We start from the raw sequence: 17,685 nt of genomic DNA, 5'->3' as shown, positions 1-17,685 counted from the left end.
TGCAACTGACGAACGAAACAATCAAATGAGGAAGCTACCTAAAGGGGGACTTTCAAGTGTTTGCAACTGTGTCGAAAAAAGCGCTCACTCTCGGTCTGATCGCGACGATGACTGCGGGTTTGATGGTAGGATGCGGCCAAAAGGAAGAGAGCAAAAACAACAACGGCAGTACCGATACGCCGAAGCAAGAAGAACTCTCTGGGAAAATCACTGCATCCGGTTCTTCGGCACTGCTGCCGCTCGTCAAACACGCGGCTGCACAATTTCAAGACAAACATTCTGGCGTCACGATCGACGTTGCAGCAGGCGGCTCTGGCACAGGCCTGAAGCAAGTGGCAGAAGGCGCTGTCGATATTGGGAACTCTGACGTGGAAGCAGGCAAGGAGTACGAAGGCAAAGGGCTTGTCGACCACCAGGTCGCGATCGCTCCGTTCGTGCTGGTCACCAACAAAGATGTGACGGTAGAGGATATCACAAGTGAACAGGCGGGCAAGATTCTGACCGGCGAGATCTCCAACTGGAAAGAGGTCGGTGGCAAAGATCAGAAGATCACCATCATCGGCCGCGCCGAATCTTCCGGCTCCCGCAAATATATCAAGAGCGCTCTGCTCCCGAAAGACAAAGACTTTGCAAAAGATGCGGTCGTCCAAGATTCCACGGGCGCGCTGAAAACTTCGGTTGAACAGACGTCCGGTTCGATCGGCTACATGGATGCTCCGTATGCGGATGACAAGATCAAGCTGCTCAAGCTGGATGGCGTCGAATATTCGCCAGAGAACATCTTCTCCGGCAAATGGAAGCTGTACTCGGTCGAGCACATGTACACCAAAGGCGAGCCGAACAAAGTGAGCAAGGCGTTCCTCGACTACATCATGTCCGAAGAGTTCCAAACCAAAGAGGTTGAAGGCCTCAAGTTCATCCCGATCAACAAGCTGAAAAAATAACCATCACCCGTGATTCGATGGGTAGGGGCGGTGCTGAGAAGCCGTCCCTGCCCCTATGTTTTGACCCAATTGTAAATTTTGCGCGAATTATCAGTTAAAAATTCAACCATTCGCTAGGTGGGGGGTTCCTGATGGCTGCAGGAAAAGAAACGGTCGGCGGCGCAAGCTCGATGCGCCGCCGCACAGACCGCATGATGCACTGGCTGTTTGTCGGGAGTGCGATCTTCGTATCGCTGATCATTTTTGGGATCATCTTGTTTGTGGGCAACCAAGGGCTGAAGACGTTTGCCGATCCGGATGCTGGCGTGGCAGAGTTTTTCTTCAGCACCAACTGGGCGCCGTCCGAAGGGGAGTACGGGGCGGCAGGGTTTATCATCGGCTCGTTCCTCGTCACCGGTCTGGCGCTGTTGCTCGCAGTGCCGATCGCAGTCGGCGGCGCGGTGTTCATGGCGAAGATCGCGCCCAGCTGGATGCGGGAGATCATGCGCCCGGCTGTCGACCTGTTCGTCGGCATTCCGTCTGTCGTCTACGGCCTGATCGGTCTGCTGATCTTCGTGCCGTGGTTTTCAAAGATGTTTCCGGGCGAGCCGGGCTTTGGGGTGGGGCCGGCTGCGGTGATCCTCGCGATCATGATTTTGCCGACCGTCCTCTCCGTCTCCGAAGATGCGCTGCGCACCTTGCCGCGCTCGCTGGAAGAAGCGTCCTATGCGCTTGGGGCGACGCGCTGGCAGACGATTCGCAAAGTGCTGCTCCCCGCGGCGACGCCTGGCATTTTGACCGGGGTGATCCTCGGGATGGGGCGGGCGATCGGGGAAGCGATGGCGGTGCAGATGGTCATCGGCAACGCGCCGGTGCTGCCGAAGGGCCTCGGCGAGCCGACCTCTGTGCTGACGACCCAGATCGTCAAAGAGATGGCGTCGATCTTCGGGACGACGGTCAACAACTCGCTGTTCCTGATGTCCTTGATCCTGCTGCTCGTCTCCCTGTCGCTGATCCTGATCATTCGGCTCGTTGCTCGCAGGAGGGAAGCGTAGATGAAAACAAAGCTGACAGATAAGCTCGCCACAGGATTTTTCTGGCTGATCGGTTTCTTGATCTTAGGCATTCTCAGTTGGTTTCTCTGGTATATTCTCTCGGCGGGGGTTCCCCACCTGACGCTCGACTTCATCTTCGGCAAACCGGAAGAGGTGAAGGCGGGCGGCGGTGTCGGCCCGATGCTGTTCAACTCGTTTTACATTTTGGCGCTCTCGCTGCTCTTCTCGCTCCCCTTTGGGATCGGCGCAGGCATCTGGCTCGCCGAGTACGCGAAGAAAAACTGGTTTACCGATCTGGTTCGCCTCTCGACCGAAATGTTGGCCTCGGTGCCTTCGATCGTCTTCGGTCTGTTCGGAAGCTTGCTGTTTGTGACCTGGATGGGGCTTGGCTTTACCATCCTCGGCGGGGCGCTGACGCTCGCTCTGCTCAATCTGCCGGTGTTGGTGCGCGTGACCGAGGAGACGCTTCGCGCCGTGCCCGACTCCTATCGGGAAGCGAGTTTGGCGCTCGGCTCGACCAAGTGGCAGATGATCCGCAAAGTGCTGATTCCCACGTCGCTGCCCGGCCTTGTCACCGGGATCACGCTGGTCGCAGGCCGTGCGCTCGGCGAATCGGCGATCCTGATCTTCACCGCCGGCGTGTCCGTCTCGCGCTTTGCGCCAGACTTCAACCTGTTCGCCTCCGGGGAGACGCTGTCCGTACACCTCTGGTACATCCGCTCTGAGGCGTTGGTGCCGGATGCGATGTCGATCGCTGAGGGCACCGCTGCGCTGCTGATCATCGTCGTGTTGATCTTGAACCTGTTGATCGCGTTGCCAAGTCGCTATCTGCAACGAAAAGCGGCCGGGAAGTCAAGCTAAGGGGAGGAACATCTTGTGAAAACGTCTGCAGTTTCGATGAACGAGAAGATCCGCGTGCAAGGTCTTGACCTTTATTATGGAGAAAATCAAGCGCTCTATGAGATCGACCTGTCCGTTCCGGAAGGTTCGATCACCGCTTTTATCGGCCCGTCCGGCTGTGGCAAATCGACGCTTTTGCGCACGCTCAACCGGATGAACGATCTGATCCCTAGCGTGAAGATCACCGGGAGCGTGCTGGTCGACGGGGAGAACATCTACGGGGCAGAGACCGATGTGGTGCACCTGCGCAAAAATGTCGGCATGGTCTTTCAGCGCCCCAACCCGTTTCCGATGTCGATCTATGACAACATCGCCTACGGACCGCGCATCCACGGGATTCGTCGCAAAAAAGATCTCGACGTGATCGTCGAGCGCTCGCTGAAGCAGGCGGCGCTCTGGGACGAGGCGAAAGATCGGCTGAACAAGTCGGCGCTCGGCCTCTCCGGCGGCCAGCAACAGCGGCTGTGCATCGCTCGCCTGTTGGCTGTCGAGCCGAAGGTGCTGCTGATGGATGAGCCGACGTCTGCGCTCGACCCGATCTCGACGCTGAAGGTGGAAGAGCTGACACAGGAGCTGAAAGAGAAGTATACGATCATCATCGTCACGCATAACATGCAACAGGCTGCCCGGATCTCCGATACCACCGCCTTTTTCTTAAACGGGGTGATGGTGGAGCACGGGGAGACTGACAAGCTGTTCACCAACCCGAGCGACAAGCGCACCGAGGATTACATCACCGGGCGATTCGGCTGAGCGAGAAAAGCAAACTTCAGGAGGCGAAGCGAAGCATGGATAACAGAAAAGGGTTCCACCAATCGCTGGATGAACTGCAGCGCGATTTGTTAAAAATGGGTGTGATGGTCGAAGAGGCGATCTTTCTGGCGGTCAAATCGCTCGCCAACCTCGATGTGTCGATTGCACAAGATGTGATCGCAGGGGATGATAAGATCAACGACATGATGGTGGAGATCGAATCGTCTTGCTTGCGTTTGCTCGCTCTGCAACAGCCGATGGCGTCCGACCTGCGCGTGATCGGCACCGCGATGAAGATCGTCACCGACCTTGAGCGCATCGGCGACCATGCGGTCGACATCGCCAAGACGACGAAGCGACTGCAGGGGAGCAAGCTGCTCAAGCCGCTGGTTGACACGCCGCGCATGGCGGAGATGACCAAAGAGATGCTGCGCGATGCGCTCAACTCCTATGTAAAAAAAGATCTGGAGATCGCCCAGTCGCTCGCGGTCAAAGATGATGAGGTCGACAGCCTGTACAAGCAGATCTTCCTCGAATTGCAGGAGCTGATGGAGTCGAGCCCCGCCAACGTGCAACAGGCGACGCTCCTGCTGATGGTCTGCCGCAATCTGGAGCGGATCGCCGACCATGCGACCAACATCGGCGAGTGGGTCATCTATATGATCAGCGGGGAACGTCAAGAGCTAAATCATTGATGGCAGGACACGCGATGCTTCGTCTCGAATCTTTTGTGGAAGGTTAGGGACGGAGAGAAGGTGTGACAGATGGGCGGCTTCCCGAGCGAGGAAGTGACGGTCGAAGGCAAGGTCAAGAAGATCAGCTTTCACAATGAAGAGAACGGATATACGGTCGCCACCCTGCGGACGGAGCAGAAAAAGGGTGAAGTGGTCGCCGTCGGCACGATGGTCGGACTGCAACTAAACGAGAGCGTTCGGGTGCAGGGCAGATGGAAGCGCCACGAGAAGTTCGGCCTCCAGCTGATGGTCGATCGCTTTGAGCGGGTGGTGCCGGTCACAGCAGATGCGATTTTGCAGTTTTTAAGCTCGGGCGCGATCAAGGGACTCGGTGCGAAGACGGCAGAAAAGCTGGTGCAACATTTCGGCGCGGCCACCTTGCAGGTGATCGAAAGCGAGCCGGAGCGACTGCTGGAGTTGGAGGGCATCGGGCAGAAAAAGGCGGAGGGCATCGCCAAAGGGGTGCGCGAGCAGTTTGGCGTGCAGTCGGTGATGCTCTACCTGAGCAGCTGCGGCATCTCAGCGCGCATCGCCGCGAAAGTCTACAAGCGCTACGGGGCGGAGTCGCTCGATGTGTTGCGCGGCAATCCCTATCGGCTGGTCGAAGAGGTGCACGGCATCGGCTTTAAGACGGCCGACCAGCTCGCCATGCAGCTCGGGCTGCCCGCCGAATCGCCAGCGCGCCTGCGCGCCGCGCTCAAACATGTGCTGCGGCAGGCGGCAGACGAAGGGCACGTCTATCTGCCCCGCCGCGAGCTGATCGCCCATGCGGAGCAGCTGGTGGGAAGCGCGGTGAGCCAGCGGTTGCCCGACGTGCTCCTGGAGCTTGCGAAAGAGCGGCTGGGCGGCGTGGTCGTCGATCTGTCATCCGAAGAGCCGGGCGTCTATCTGGCAGGCTTTTATTTCGCGGAAGTCAAATCGGCTGCGCGCATCCGCACGCTGTTGGCAGGTGAGGAGCAGGAGGCGCAACAGGAGAAAGCCAGGCCGCTCGATGAAGCGATGATCGCCGAGATCGAGGCGGAGCAGGGGATGGCGCTCGCCCCCCTGCAGCGCGAGGCGGTGGCTGCCGTCCTGCAAAAGCGGCTGGTGATCATCACAGGCGGCCCTGGCACCGGCAAGACGACCACCGTGCGGGCGATGATCGCGGCGCTGGAGCGACAGGGGATCACGCCGATCTTGGCGGCGCCGACCGGGCGCGCTGCCAAGCGGATGAGAGAGAGCACTGGGATGGCGGCCAAGACGTTGCACCGCCTGCTCGAATACGCGCTGGTCGAGGGCGAGGGGATGCGCTTTTCCCGCGATGAGGAGAACCCGTTGCAAGGCGAGGTGTTCATCATCGACGAAGCTTCGATGATCGACCAGCTGCTGTTCTTTCAGTTCTTGCGCGCCCTGCCTGCCGAAGCGCGGCTGGTGCTCTGCGGCGACATCGACCAGCTGCCGAGCGTCGGGGCGGGACGCGTGCTGCAGGATCTGATCGAGTCGGAGCGGGTGACCGTCGTCCGGCTGCAGACGATCTTTCGTCAGGCGGAAGAGAGCCTGATCGTCAAAAATGCGCACCGGATCAACCGCGGACTGCTACCCGAGGTGGCAAAGGAAGGCGACTTCTTCTTTTTGGAAGAGGGCAGGCCGGAGGAGCTGTTGGCGCTGGTGCTCGATCTGACGGCGCGCCGGCTCCCTCCGTTTTTGCAGGCCGATCCGATCGAGGACATTCAGGTGCTGGTGCCGATGCGGCGCGGAACTGTCGGCGTCGATCGCTTGAACGAGTCGCTGCAGGGGGCGCTCAATCCGCCAAGCCCGCAGAAAGCAGAATTGCAGCAGGGCGGGCGCGTGCTTCGCGTCGGCGATAAGGTGATGCAGACGAAGAACAACTACACGAAAGAAGTGTTCAACGGTGACGTGGGACGCGTGGTCGCGCTCGATGCGGAGGAGGCGGAGGAGGCGGAGTTGACCGTCGCCTTTCAGGACGAGCAGGAACCGCGCCTGATCACCTATCAGCTGGCCGAGCTTGAGGAGATCGCGCTCGCCTATGCGGTGACGGTGCACAAGAGTCAGGGCAGCGAGTACCCCTGTGTGATCCTGCCGGTCGTCCACCAGCATCGGGTGATGCTCAAGCGCAACCTGATCTACACCGGCGTCACGCGGGCGAAGCGGCTGGTCGTGCTGGTCGGGACGAAGAGCGCGCTCAGCATCGCGGTCAGAAGTCAGGATGGGCAGCGGCGGCACACGCGGCTGTCTGCGCGCATCAGCGGGGAAGAGATTGGTGAGTAAGCCAAATTACAGCGGAGGTGCACTATGTCTCGCGTACTTGTCGTAGATGATGAAGAATCGATTTCGAAGCTGGTGGAATACAATTTGCAACAGGCTGGTTTTGAAGTCCTGACCGCCGATACGGGCACCAAGGCGCTTGCGATCATGGCGGAGACTCCACGGCCCGATCTGGTGGTGCTCGACCTGATGCTGCCCGGCATCGGCGGCATGGAGCTCTGCCAGCGCCTGCGCAAAGAGGGCATCTCCACGCCGATCATCATGTTGACAGCAAAGGATGATGAGGTGGATCGCATTCTCGGACTTGAGATGGGAGCGGACGACTATGTGACCAAGCCGTTTTCGCCGCGCGAGCTGGTGGCGCGCGTCAAAGCGGTGCTGCGCCGGGCGAACGATGAGGGCAGCTCCGAAGAGGGCGTGTACAACTGCGGGGAGATCGTGCTCGACATCAACCGCTACGAGGTGACGGTGCGCGGCGAGCGCGTCGATCTGACGCCTCGCGAGTTTGAGCTGTTGCACTATCTGGCGAAGCACATGGGGCGGGTGATGAGCCGCGACCACCTGCTCGACAAAGTGTGGGGCTATGAGTTTGCCGGCGACACGCGGATCGTCGATGTGCACATCTCCCATCTGCGCGATAAACTGGAGCGCGACCCGAAACAGCCGGAGTTTATCAAGACGGTGCGGGGAGTCGGCTACAAGCTCATTCGAGGTGAATAGATGATCCGAGGCATCCGCTGGCGGATTGTGCTGACCTATCTGGTGCTGATTGTGCTCGCCCTGTCGATCTTTGGCGTGTACATGCTTCAGTTCGTCGAGAAAGTGTTTATGGACAATCTGCAATCCCAAGTCAAAGAAGAGACCACGCTGCTCGCCACCTGGGTCGCGCCGCACCTGGAGACGTACGACACGCCGGGGCAGAAGGAGCGCGTCTATGATATGATCTCCCGCACCGGCATGGCGCTGGCGGCGAGGGTCACCCTGATCGATCTGCGCGGAAACGTCATGCTCGACACGCTGAGCGACAACGAGTCGAGGCAGAACCAGCTGGACAATCCAGAGGTGGAAGCTGCGACGAACGGCAGTGTCGGGCTGCACATCCGCAAAGTGCCCTACTCGGCCTACAACGTGTTGCATCTGGCGGTGCCGGTCTATGGGGAGCACGGGCCGGTCGCGATCATGCGGATGGGCGTGCCGTTAAAAGGCGCGCACGAAACGCTGCAAGCGCTGTGGGGGCGCATCGGGATGTCCCTGCTGATCGTCGCGATCGTCGCCAGCCTGTTCGGGCTGCGCTTCGCACATGGCATCGCGGCGCCGATCGAAGCGATCACCAGAAGCACGCGCAAGATCGCATCGGGCGCGTTCGATGAGCGCATCCACCAGCGCGGGCGCGACGAGCTGCGGGTGATGGCCGATTCGATCAACGCGATGGCCTCGCGCCTGTCGGAGCAGATCGAAGATCTGACGCAGGAGAAGGGCAAGTTCGAAGGGATCTTGAAGCATCTCGTCTCCGGCGTGATCGTCGTCGACCGCTCCGGTCGGGTGACGCTGGTCAATGCGGCGATGGAGCGGATGATCGGCAGCACGGCCGAAGAGCTGCTGCAGAAGTGGCACTGGGAAGGCGGCTACAATTTTGGCTTGTCGGCGATGATCGATGAAGCGATCCTGGTCGGCACGGCGCAGAAAAAGGAGATCACGCTGCACAAGCCGGTCGAGCGGACGGTCGAAGTGCACATCACGCCGATCTTCTCCAACAATGGGCGCATCGCCGGGGCGATCGTGCTGATGCACGACGTGTCAGAGTGGCGGCGCCTGGAGCGCATGCGCAGCGAGTTTGTCGCCAACGTCTCCCACGAGCTGCGCACGCCGATCACGGCGGTCAAAGGTTTTTCGGAGACGCTGCTCGACGGTGCGCTGAACGACCCGGAGATCACGCGGCAGTTTTTGCAGATCATCCATGACGAGTCGGAGCGCCTGAAGCGGCTGGTCACCGATCTGCTTGAGCTGTCCAAGATCGAGTCGAGGTTCATCGTGTTTCAGCACGAGCCGTTCGACATCGTGAAGCTGTCCCAGCGCACGGTCGAAAAGTATGCGCACCAAGCGGAGGGGCAAGGTCTGACCTTGCATCTCGACCTGCCGCAAGAGCCTGTGATGCTGGAGGGCGATGCGGATCGCATCGCGCAGGTGCTGATCAACCTGATCGGCAACGCGATCGCCTACACCCCGTCTGGCGGCGAAGTGCGGGTGTCCGTAGCGGAGGTGGAGGACGAGGTGGTGCTGACCGTTCAGGACACGGGCATCGGGATTCCGGCAGAAGATCTGCCGCGCCTGTTTGAGCGGTTTTACCGGGTGGACAAAGCGCGCGCCCGCCGCTCGGGCGGCACCGGGCTAGGCCTTGCGATCGTCAAGCACATCTTGGAAGGCCATCACGGTCATGTCGAGGTGAAAAGCGAGGTCGGCAAAGGCAGTCAGTTTGTGATCTACCTGCCGAAAAAGCAGAGCGGAAACGAGACAGCGCCGTAGTCGGCGCTGTTTTTTTCATGCTGAAACGGGTATGCTGGAAGCAGAAGTCGGAGAGGGAGGGGACGCAGATGACGACCACCGTCCAAAACATGGAAGCGAAGATGATCGCCAGCATGAAGAAGCGCACGGGGCGCACGCTGGAAGAGTGGGTGGAGAAGGCGAGGCGCGACGGCGTTCCTGATGGCAAAGGGCGGATGAAGTGGATCAAGGAAGAATACGGCTTGGGGCAGAGCACCGCCTACCTGATCATGAACCATCTGGACGGCAACAGCCTGACCGGCATTTACTCGGACGGGGACAAGCTGGTCGACGCGCAGTTCCAGGGGGATCATGCGGCGCTGCGCGAGCTGTACGAGTGGATGAAAGGCGAGATCGAGGCGCTCGGCGAAGGTGTCGAGGCGCGTCCTTGCAAGACGTATGTGCCGTTTTATCGCAAGAAGCAGTTTGCCGTCCTCAAGCCGCACAAAGGCAAGCTGCAGGTCGGGCTCGCCCTGCCGGACGCGGTGAGCTCCGATCGGCTGGAATCGTCCAAAGGACTGGGCTTTAACGAGCGGCTGAAGCTGAAATTCTCGCTGGACAAGCAAGCCGATCTGGATGAGGAGCTCCGCGGCTTGCTCGGGCTTGCCTATGAAGCGAACTGACAGCACCTGCGGGTGCTGTTTTTGTTTGGGAGCGGTGGGGATCATCTCGTCGCGAAAGGAAGTGGCAGGCGATTTGTTCGATGGCGAGAATAAAGAGAGGAAAGATAACGGCGAGGGGGGAACGGGATGCGCAACAAGAAGTGGTCTCCGGCGGTGCTGCTGTGTGGAGCAGAGGTGCTCGGAAAGCTTGTAGCGATGTCTGAAGGTGAGCGATGAACGGGACAAGAGGCAAGAGGATGAAAGATCACATCTGAGGGAATGCATAAATTTATTCCCCCTTTGTATCGAGAGAAACAGGTCAGTCAGTTTTCACCATCATCTATCACTCTCACGGTTTAGCCGGACAAGGTAAGGTGTAAAGGATGCAGTACGAAAATTTAGCCCTACATACGGACAAATATCAGATCAACATGATGTATGCGCACTGGAAGCACGGCACCGATCAGCATCGGGCGGTGTTCGAGGCGTTTTTTCGCAAGCTGCCGTTTGGCAATGGATATGCTGTATTTGCTGGTCTTCAGCGAATTGTTGAATATATTCGTGGACTTCAGTTTGACGAGCGGGCGATCCGCTATCTGAGCGAGCAGGAGGAGCGGTACGATCCGGAGTTTCTCGAAGCGCTGCGGTCGTTTCGCTTTCGAGGCAACCTGTATGCGATGCGGGAGGGAACGCTCGCATTTCCAGAAGAACCGCTGATCCGCGCGGAGGGGAGCATCTTTGAGACGCAGCTGATCGAGACTGCCGTTTTGAACTTCATGAACTTCCAGACGCTGATCACAACAAAAGCATCGCGGATCAAAGGGGTGTCGCCCGACGATGTGTTTTTCGAATTCGGGTCGCGACGGGCGCAGGAGGCTGATGCGGCCATCTGGGGCGCACGAGCTGCATACATCGCCGGATTTGACGCGACCTCCAACCTGCTGGCCGGCATGATGTTCGGCATTCCGACGAAAGGCACGCATGCGCACTCGTGGGTGCAGGATCATCATACGGAAGAGGAGGCGTTCCTCCAGTACGCAGAGGCGTTGCCCAATCAGGTGACGCTGCTCGTCGACACCTACAACACGCTCAAGAGCGGCGTGCCGAACGCGATCAAAGTCGCCAAAGCGATGGAGGCGCGGGGCAGGCGGATGAGCGCGATCCGGCTGGACAGCGGCGATCTCGCCTACCAGTCGATCAAAGCGCGTGAGATGTTAGATCGCGCGGGGCTCGACTATGTGAAGATCGTGGCATCGAGCGATCTGGACGAGCATACGATTCTCAACCTGAAATCACAAGGGGCGAGAATCGACCTGTGGGGAGTGGGAACCCAGCTGATCACGGCGGCCGACCAGCCCTCGCTCGGCGGCGTCTACAAGATTGTCGCCAAAGAGGAGGATGGAGCGCTGGTACCGACGATCAAAATTTCTGGCAATCCTGAAAAGATCACGACGCCTGGGCTGAAAGAGGTGTATCGCCTCTTCGACCGGGAGACGGGGAAAGCGATCGCCGATTATATCGCCTTGCAGGGGGAGGAGGACGTCGTGCGCGGCGAGCCGCTCAAGCTGTTCGATCCGATCCACCCCTACCTCGGCAAACTGGCGGAGCGCTACGATGCGGTAAGCTTGCTCCAACCGATTTTTCGCGCGGGAAAACAGGTGTATGAGCTGCCGACGAGCGAGGAGATCCGCGCGTATCACCAACAGCAGATCGCAACGCTGTGGCCCGAATATTTGCGCAAGCTCAATCCGGAGAAGTACCGCGTCAACCTCAGCGAGCGAGCTTGGAGCTTGAAGCGAGAGATGATCGAGAAGTACAAGATGTAGGGCGACAGCGAAGGGCTGAGCCGTGCGCAAAGCAGGGATGACCACCGCACATCGATCGAACGATGCACAGCCGCCGATTCATCAGCAGGGGGTCGTCAGCAAGTCAGCAGGGAATCGTCCGGGAGAGCAGCGATGTGCAGGACACAGATTCCCTGTCTACGAATGACCATGCGAAGGAGCGTGCCGGTAAAAAATTGGGCTGCTCTTATTCGCTTTGCAGAGAAACGAGTGAAAAAGCGAGTGAAAAGCCATCTCTGTCGCCTTTTTCTTCGAACCAACTGGACGATTTTACTCTTTAAGATATAATGGAAAATAGATATCAGAATTTATCCTCTATTTTTCAGGAGGCAGAACATGAACAAAATTGCGATCGTAACAGACAGTACGGCCTATTTACCGACCGACACGATTCATAAATTTGGAATCACGGTAGTGCCGCTGATGGTGAACTTCGGGCAGGAGAGCCACAAGGAAGGCGTGGATATCACCGCCGATCAGTTCTTCGCACGCTTGGCGTCGGAGAAGAGCTTGCCGACCACCTCACAGCCTTCCGTTGGCGAGATGGTACAAGCGTATGAGCGCTTGCTCCAAACGCACGAGAGCATCATCGGCATCTTCATCTCCTCGAACCTCTCGGGCACTGCGCACTCGGCGGAGACGGCAGCGCGCATGGTCGAGGGCGACATCAGCGTCATCGATTCGAAGATCACCGCTTCCGGTCAGGCGCGCCTCGTGCTCGCCGCCTGCGAGATGATCGAGCAAGGATTGGACAAGGAGGCGATCGCCGCGAAGCTGAACGCGATGGTCGAATCGATCAAAGCGTACTTTATCGTCGATTCGCTCGACCACCTGCACCGCGGCGGGCGCATCTCCGGCGTGTCTGCGCTGATCGGCTCGCTGTTGCAGGTCAAGCCGATCCTGCACGTACAGGACGGCAAGCTCGAACTGCTGGAAAAAGTGCGCACGCGCAAAAAGTCGCTCGCTCGCATCACCGAGCTGGTCAAGACGGCGCAAGATCCGAACAAGCACCTCACCTTGACCATCGTCTATACGGACAACCCGTCAGACGCGGCCGAAGTGGCGGAGCAGGCGAAAGCGAACTTCCCAGGCGCAAGCATCTCCACCGCCCAGATCGGCCCGGTGATCGGCACGCACGTCGGACCTGGTCTGATCGGCTTCATCTACGATCAGCAATGAGCGGTGGGGGATTCTGGGATGCGCTCCTGAATCTCGTGTATCCGCAGCGGCAGCAGTGCCTGCTGTGCAAACGACCGTTCACTTCAGGCGAAGAGGCGGCGTGCTCGTCCTGTACAGCTCAGCTGAGGGCGGGCATCCCGCCTTTTTGCCGCATCTGCGGGCGCGAGATGCCAGAGCATGACGTATGCTCCGATTGCGCATGGCGCAAAGAGCGCTTTTTCCAGCGGGCATTTTCCTACGGGCCGTATGAGGGGCGGTTGCGCGATTCGATCCTCCAGCTAAAAGAGCAGCGCAAGCTCGAACTGCTGCCGCTGCTCGTCGATCGTCTCGCCGATGCCTACGCGTCCCACCTGTTCGATCTGGAGATCGACAGCTTCGTGCCCGTGCCGATGGCGCAGGACAAAGAGCGCGTCAGAGGCTTCAATCAGGCGGAGCGCTTGGCGCAAGGGCTCAGCCAAAAGGTGGGCGTCCCAGTTCGCCAGGCGCTGATCTGGCAGGGCTCGTCTCGCTCCCAAGCTTCGCGGGGGCGCAACATGCGCCTCGCTTCGATGGAGCATTCGCTCAGCCTCGCCAAGATGGCGTCCGAGTTGGAAGGGAGCAGCGTCTGCCTGATCGACGATGTCTATACGACCGGCGCTACGGTCAACGCCTGCGCCAAAAAGCTGCACAGCGTCGGCGTGCGGTCGGTGTATGTGCTCACCGTCGCAAGATAGTGCTCACGGGCGAAGTGCTCGTTTTGATCAGGAGCGATTCGCAGCATCTGTGCGGCGTCTGGCAAAGATCTTGCGAGCATCGTCCACAACCAAAAACCATAAGGAGAGCGCGTGAGCCAGTTCGAGGCCAAGCGCTCTTTTTTGATGCGATTTTCAAGCTGGCTGCTGCTGGCGATTGGCGCTGATCGATGGCAGGTTTCCCCAGTGATTTTGCCCCTTTCGCACCTGTTGTGCGCGAAGGGGCAAGCGGGTGATTACATCGCCTTGTGCGCTCTGTTCAAAAATAAGAGCTTGGAACGTATCAATCGTTCTTGCTATAATAAATCTTGTAATGGGTGAGGAGGGTAGCCAACTATGGGACTTGCGAACTGTAAAGGCTGTGGCCGTCTATACAACCAACAAGTGCATGTGAATGTATGTCCCCGATGCAGACAAGAGGAAGAGCAGCAGTTTTATGCGGTGCGAGAATACCTGAAAGAGAACCGTCGCGCGAGCCTCTACGAACTGAGCGATGCGACAGAGGTGGAAGTCTCGCTGATCATCAAGTGGATACGCGAAGGGCGCATCTCCACCGTGGACAATCCGGAACTCCACTATCCCTGTGAGAGCTGTGGGGCCCCGACGATCGAAGGGCGCTATTGCAAACCGTGCAAGGAACGCCTGACCAAAGGGCTTGAACAGACCAAGCAAGAGCTGATGGAAAACCGAAGCGGAGACCAGTTTCGCGACGCCTATTATCATAGACGTGATCAGTAGCAAGCGTGAGGAATGGCGAGATAATCGAAGATCATTTCGTCATACTGCACGAGATCATACTTATCCGAACACGCGTGAAGACCGATACATGAAATATCTGATGTGTCGGTTTTTTATTTGTGAGGTGAAACAGGATGAAAATCAACGATACAGCTCGCATCTACCGCCTGCAAGCGTACCAGAGCGCAGAGCGTTCACGCGAAGGGCAAGGCGCCGTAGGCACGGGGAGCGGGAAGCGCGATGGTGTGACCATCTCCTCTGCTGCGCTGGACATGGCGCGCGACACATATGAAGCGGACGAGTTGCGGGCAGAGCGTCTCGCAGAGGTAAAAGAGTCGATTCAAAACGGAAGCTATCAGGTCGACCTGAGAAAAGTGGCCGAGAAGTTATACGAATCTTTTATGAGATAAGAGGGAGTGCAGCATGAACGATCTGACACCTGTTTTGGCTGTGATCAAGCAGATGGTGACCGCTTATCAGGAGCTTCTGCAAATTCAAGAGCAAAAGCGCGACCTGCTGGTCGCAGGCGATGTTGAGTCGCTGCCAGCTCTGCAGCAAGCGGAGTTGAAGATGCTCTCCGCTGTGCAGAGGTTGGAGAAGGAGCGCCTGACCGCGCTGCAGGAAGTGTTCGGTGCGCAAGCGAGCGCCGAATCTTGGACGCTGCAGAAGTTGCAGAGCGTGGCGAGTCCCGTTCAGCGGTTGCAGATCCGCGCGGCAGGTGAGGCGTTGCAGGAGGCGGTTCGCCAAGTGCAGGCGCTGCACGACCTCAACAAGCGGCTGATCGGACAGTCGCTTCAATACGTGCAGTACACGCTCGATCTGCTGACCGGAGAGCCTGGCGAGTTGGTTCCGACCTACAGCCGACAGGATGTCGCACCGAGCGGCACCGGTACCGGCAGCGCTCGCTCCATGTTTGACTCGAAAGTATAAGGAGGACATCCCATGCGATCTACCTTTTTCGGTCTGGAAATCGCCAAGCGCTCCCTGTTCACCGAGCAGAGCGCACTGAGCATCACCGGACACAACGTGGCAAACGCCAACACGCCGGGCTACTCCCGGCAAGCGGCCAACCGCATCACCACGCCGTCGCTCGAATACCCCAACCTGAGCAAGTCGGTAGCCGCAGGGCAGGTCGGCACAGGCGTTGACATCCTCAACATCTATCGGATTCGCGAGCAGTTCCTCGACTCGCAATTCCGCAACGAGAGCAAGACGCAAGGCGAGTGGATCGGTCGTTCCGACATGTTGGCGAAGATCGAGGCGATCATCAACGAGCCGTCCGACACGGGGATTCGCACCGTGATCAGCGAGCTGTGGACCGCCTTCCAAGATCTCTCGAAAGCGGCCACGCCAGACGCGGCGATCGCCGCCCGCAAAGTGCTGGCCGAGCGTTCGGTCGCGGTGGCAGAGGCGTTCAACCACCAGGCGCAGCAGCTGACCGAGCTGGAAGCGGACATCAACGAAAGCATCCAGATCAAGGCGAAGACGGTCAACTCGAAGCTCGAAGAGATCCAGCTGCTCAACGGGCGGATCAAAGAGCTGAGCGTGCTCGGCGATGTGCCGAACGATCTGCTCGATCAGCGCGACCTGCTCGTCGACGAGATCTCGAAGCTGGTCGATGTGAAGGTGACCGAGACGGATCGGATGTACACGCTGACGATCGGCGGCAACGTCGTGCTCGATGCGACCAACAACATCACCCCGCTGGACGTGGCCAACCCGGTCGTGACCGGCGGTGAGATCAAAGGTCTGCTCGATGCGCGAAACATCGATGTGGCCAACTACAAAAAACAGCTCGACCTGCTCGCCGAGACGCTGGCGACAGGCGAGACGAAGATGAAGTTGGAGAACGACTACACCGTGCCCAACGGGGTATCGGTGCGCGACGGAAACGGCGTGGTCTACAACGCGGGCATGGTCTTGCCGAAGGGGACGGAGATCATCGTCAACGGCCTGAATGGCCTGCATGAGCTCGGCTACACGATGAACGAGCCGCTCTCGACAGGCGCTGCGTTTTTCGTCAGCTTGAACGGCCCGATCACCGCTTCCAGCATTCGCTTCAATCCGGACTTGCTGTCCAACCCATCGAACATCGCCTCCTCGATGAGCAAGTTCAACGATGGCACGACCGATAAGGTGGTCATCGGGGACAACTCGCTGGCGGTGATGATGTCAAACTTCGGCAACGCGCTGATCACCTTCACCGATGCGAGCGGCACGATCAACACGACGATCGAAGGCTATTTCCGCAGTGTGACGGCGGAGGTCGGGGTCAAGTCGCAAACCTCGAAGAACAACGTGAAAAACGCGACGGTGATCGTCAACCAGATCGATGCGAAGCGCATGTCGGTCAGCGGCGTCAACCACGACGAAGAGATCGCGAACATGATGATGTTCCAAAAAGCGTATGCAGCATCAGCCCGCGTGTTGACGACGATGGACGAGGCGCTCGATCTGGTCATCAACCGCATGGGTCTGGTCGGGCGTTAACGAACGAACATAGAGTGAGAGGAGGATGGATCGATGAGAATCACATCGCAGATGATGACCCAAAAGCTGGTCGGCAATCTCCAGTCGAACTTGACGCGCATGGAGCGATGGCAGCAGGACCTGTCGACGACCAAAAAGCTTCACAAACCATCGGACGATCCGGTCGGCACGTCGTACGCGCTCCGCTATCGCAGCGAGCTGTCGCAAAACGAGCAGTTTAAGAAAAATGTAGACTCGGCCAACTCCTGGGTGGAATATACGGACAAGATGCTCGACCAAGCGACCAAAGTGTTGCACCGCGCACGCGAGCTGGCCGTATCGGCAGCCAACGATACGCAAGATGCAACGGCGCGCAAGGCGATCGCCGACGAGGTGGACCAGCTCTACAAGCAGATGGTCACCATCGGCAACTCGCAGTTTAACGGCGCCTTCATCTTCAATGGGATGCTGACCGACCAGAAACCGTATGCGGAAGGCACGGCGGAGACGAAAGACACCGATCCGGGCAAGATCCGCTATGAGATCGGGCCGGGCACGAAGATCGAGATCAACTCGCTCGGCTCCGAGGTGTTCGGGTCTTCCACCGCAGGGAACAATGCGTTCCAAGCGCTGGCCGACTTCAGGGCTGCCCTGATCGCAGACGACCAGCCTGTGATCGAGAACTCGATCACCAGGCTGGAAACTCGCATCAACGACATCCTTGAGGTTCGCTCCGGCGTCGGGGCGCGGATGAACAGGCTGGAACTGGCGGAGAATCGCCTGAGCGACATCGACTTGAACCTGCAGACGCTGCAGTCGAAGGTGGAGGATACCAACATCCCGGAGGCGATCACCCAGTTCAAGATCGCCGAGGATGTCTACCGCGCTTCGCTCAACACGGGAGCGCACATCATTCAGCCCAGCCTGCTCGACTTCTTGCGCTAAGGTGAG

Annotated in this window: 17 protein-coding genes; all 17 read left to right on the top strand. The window is 58.8% G+C overall.

Going from position 1 to position 17,685, the window contains the following annotated elements; genetic code table 11:
• Window positions 1-56: 56 nt before the first annotated feature.
• The 17 genes from ACFSOY_RS08955 (at window position 57) to flgL (ending at window position 17,679) form a co-directional block, all read left to right on the top strand.
• Window positions 57-944: a phosphate ABC transporter substrate-binding protein gene (locus tag ACFSOY_RS08955; RefSeq protein ID WP_386045802.1), complete on the top strand. Its 888-nt coding sequence runs from the start codon at window positions 57-59 to the stop codon at window positions 942-944.
• A 131-nt stretch (window positions 945-1,075) separates the two neighbouring features.
• Window positions 1,076-1,978 carry a phosphate ABC transporter permease subunit PstC gene (gene pstC, locus ACFSOY_RS08950; protein ID WP_386045801.1) on the top strand — a complete coding sequence of 301 codons (903 nt, stop codon included), beginning with the start codon at window positions 1,076-1,078 and terminating at the stop codon, window positions 1,976-1,978.
• The gene (pstA, locus tag ACFSOY_RS08945) at window positions 1,979-2,839 is read left to right on the top strand and encodes a phosphate ABC transporter permease PstA (protein WP_386045799.1); all 861 of its coding nucleotides are present in this window, start codon (window positions 1,979-1,981) and stop codon (window positions 2,837-2,839) included.
• A gap of 36 nt (window positions 2,840-2,875) precedes the next feature.
• Complete coding sequence (gene pstB, locus ACFSOY_RS08940; protein ID WP_386046790.1) at window positions 2,876-3,631, top strand: phosphate ABC transporter ATP-binding protein PstB; 756 nt, start codon at window positions 2,876-2,878, stop codon at window positions 3,629-3,631.
• A 35-nt stretch (window positions 3,632-3,666) separates the two neighbouring features.
• Complete coding sequence (gene phoU, locus ACFSOY_RS08935; protein WP_386045798.1) at window positions 3,667-4,326, top strand: phosphate signaling complex protein PhoU; 660 nt, start codon at window positions 3,667-3,669, stop codon at window positions 4,324-4,326.
• A gap of 69 nt (window positions 4,327-4,395) precedes the next feature.
• Window positions 4,396-6,633: an SF1B family DNA helicase RecD2 gene (recD2, locus tag ACFSOY_RS08930; RefSeq protein WP_386045796.1), complete on the top strand. Its 2,238-nt coding sequence runs from the start codon at window positions 4,396-4,398 to the stop codon at window positions 6,631-6,633.
• Between the two features lie 24 nt (window positions 6,634-6,657).
• A complete protein-coding gene (locus ACFSOY_RS08925; RefSeq protein ID WP_386045795.1) occupies window positions 6,658-7,350 on the top strand; it encodes a winged helix-turn-helix domain-containing protein in 693 nt (230 codons plus the stop codon).
• A complete protein-coding gene (pnpS, locus tag ACFSOY_RS08920; protein WP_386045793.1) occupies window positions 7,351-9,153 on the top strand; it encodes a two-component system histidine kinase PnpS in 1,803 nt (600 codons plus the stop codon).
• 68 nt (window positions 9,154-9,221) lie between these two features.
• A complete protein-coding gene (locus tag ACFSOY_RS08915; RefSeq protein WP_386045791.1) occupies window positions 9,222-9,794 on the top strand; it encodes a DUF5655 domain-containing protein in 573 nt (190 codons plus the stop codon).
• 362 nt (window positions 9,795-10,156) lie between these two features.
• On the top strand, window positions 10,157-11,599 hold the full coding sequence (locus ACFSOY_RS08910) for a nicotinate phosphoribosyltransferase (protein WP_386045789.1): 1,443 nt from the start codon (window positions 10,157-10,159) through the stop codon (window positions 11,597-11,599).
• 354 nt (window positions 11,600-11,953) lie between these two features.
• Entirely contained in the window at window positions 11,954-12,796 is an 843-nt protein-coding gene (locus ACFSOY_RS08905) for a DegV family protein (protein ID WP_386045787.1), read from the top strand.
• A 35-nt stretch (window positions 12,797-12,831) separates the two neighbouring features.
• Entirely contained in the window at window positions 12,832-13,509 is a 678-nt protein-coding gene (locus tag ACFSOY_RS08900; protein WP_386045785.1) for a ComF family protein, read from the top strand.
• A gap of 354 nt (window positions 13,510-13,863) precedes the next feature.
• Entirely contained in the window at window positions 13,864-14,265 is a 402-nt protein-coding gene (locus ACFSOY_RS08895; protein WP_386045783.1) for a FeoC-like transcriptional regulator, read from the top strand.
• 134 nt (window positions 14,266-14,399) lie between these two features.
• Complete coding sequence (gene flgM / locus ACFSOY_RS08890) at window positions 14,400-14,675, top strand: flagellar biosynthesis anti-sigma factor FlgM (RefSeq protein ID WP_386045781.1); 276 nt, start codon at window positions 14,400-14,402, stop codon at window positions 14,673-14,675.
• A gap of 13 nt (window positions 14,676-14,688) precedes the next feature.
• The gene (locus ACFSOY_RS08885; RefSeq protein ID WP_386045780.1) at window positions 14,689-15,195 is read left to right on the top strand and encodes a flagellar protein FlgN; all 507 of its coding nucleotides are present in this window, start codon (window positions 14,689-14,691) and stop codon (window positions 15,193-15,195) included.
• Between the two features lie 12 nt (window positions 15,196-15,207).
• On the top strand, window positions 15,208-16,755 hold the full coding sequence (gene flgK / locus ACFSOY_RS08880; protein ID WP_386045778.1) for a flagellar hook-associated protein FlgK: 1,548 nt from the start codon (window positions 15,208-15,210) through the stop codon (window positions 16,753-16,755).
• Between the two features lie 33 nt (window positions 16,756-16,788).
• Window positions 16,789-17,679 carry a flagellar hook-associated protein FlgL gene (gene flgL / locus ACFSOY_RS08875; protein ID WP_386045776.1) on the top strand — a complete coding sequence of 297 codons (891 nt, stop codon included), beginning with the start codon at window positions 16,789-16,791 and terminating at the stop codon, window positions 17,677-17,679.
• Window positions 17,680-17,685 lie beyond the last annotated feature (6 nt).

Source organism: Tumebacillus lipolyticus (genome assembly GCF_042682745.1).
GTDB classification, from domain to species: domain Bacteria; phylum Bacillota; class Bacilli; order Tumebacillales; family Tumebacillaceae; genus Tumebacillus_A; species Tumebacillus_A lipolyticus.
Note: the sequence above shows the minus strand (reverse complement) of the source record. Positions and strands in the feature narration are given on the sequence as shown.